This window comes from Vallitalea sediminicola (genome assembly GCF_054408565.1).
On sequence record NZ_BTPT01000129.1, the window covers coordinates 1 to 1,543 of the forward strand.

The following is a 1,543-nucleotide window of genomic DNA, read 5'->3' on the forward strand; positions in this document are numbered from 1 at the left end:
TCCAGCAGGTCCAACAGGAGATACTGGTCCAGCAGGTCCAACAGGAGATACCGGTCCAGCAGGTCCAACAGGAGATACCGGTCCAGCAGGTCCAACAGGAGATACCGGTCCAGCAGGTCCAACAGGAGATACTGGTCCGATAGGTCCAACAGGAGAAACAGGTCCAACGGGAGATACCGGTCCAATAGGTCCAACAGGAGAAACAGGTCCAACAGGAGATACTGGCCCAACGGGTGATACTGGTCCACCGGGAGCAGGTTTATGTGAATGTTGTGTTGAGCCATGGGATAAATTTATTGATAATCTAATAGATTTAGGTATCCTAACAGTAGATTTTGCAACAACAACTCAAATGCCACGGACAAATCAAAATCCATTGACACAAGTAGTTAATCATATTACCGAAATAGGAGATTTTATTATTCCTATATGTCAGTTAGTAGGATTAATGTTCACAATAAATACAACAGAAATTACAGAAGAAGAATTGATAGAAGGTTTAACAACACCAACAACGCCAATTCTTGGAGAGTGCGAATGTTGTGAAGCCCCATTGAGAGAAGAATTAGTTGAACTACAGACTATTAATGTTAATATTGATACACTTGCTGATGGTGGATTTGATAATATTCAGAACCTTACTATAGTAGATGTAGGTGTTGGTATAGTCTTAGTAAAACCTCCAGGAGCAGGTGTTATGCAAGATTATTTTGCACTTACTATATGTAAAATAGCTGATGTTGAAAGATCTTAATTGTAAAAAGGTCAAAATAACAAAAAGTCTAGAAAATCTTTGCAAACAAGGGTTCTAGGCTTTTGTTTTATCATTAGAAATATTCTCCCGGCATTTTTTTGTGTTTTTCTAACAAAGATGACATTACTATAGTTATCAATGACAAATAAAAATTTTAATTGACAAAATTATTCGGAACAATTAAAATATAATTTAAAAAGAAAGGAGTTAATAGTTATAGGTTGGAAAAAAGATTGTTTTAAATAAAATTTTATTTATTGTAATAATTATTTATTGTAAAAAAACTATAAAATAAATATTTAAATATATTTAAAATATCATACAATTAAATAATTATTTTTACTTGAAAAGTTATACCAAAAAATATTTTCAATCAATATTAAGGAGGAAAATAACTAATGAACAAGAATGATACAGCAACAAAACTTACTAAAAACAAATTTTTAAGTGAGATATTTATAATACTGATTATATTACAAATGATTTTTTTACCAACCTCATCTTTTGCTGAGACCAGCTCTTCAAACAACCTACCAACAGATACCTTATTAAGTAGTTCTACATATCAAGACTCTGATGATGATGGTATATCAGATTACCTTGAATTGAATGGATATATGATAGATAATGAAAATAATATAGTCCCGTGGGATGGTAATGAAAATAACAAATATCATAAATCAGATCCTAATTCTGCCTCCACTACAGGAGATCCTTATGATGATAGGAGTAAATTAGCTGGTAGTGGGTTACATTCTCCTATAGATCCTATAGCAAAAAATAATCCTG

General features: G+C 32.7%; 2 protein-coding genes. Both read left to right on the forward strand.

What is annotated here, in order from left to right; translation table 11 throughout:
• On the forward strand, window positions 1-754 hold a 754-nt coding region (locus tag ACX6CF_RS25995; RefSeq protein WP_458788293.1), incomplete at its 5' end, for a hypothetical protein.
• 398 nt (window positions 755-1,152) lie between these two features.
• Window positions 1,153-1,543, forward strand: a 391-nt coding sequence (locus ACX6CF_RS26000) for a binary toxin-like calcium binding domain-containing protein (protein WP_458788294.1), incomplete at its 3' end; no start/stop codon positions are given.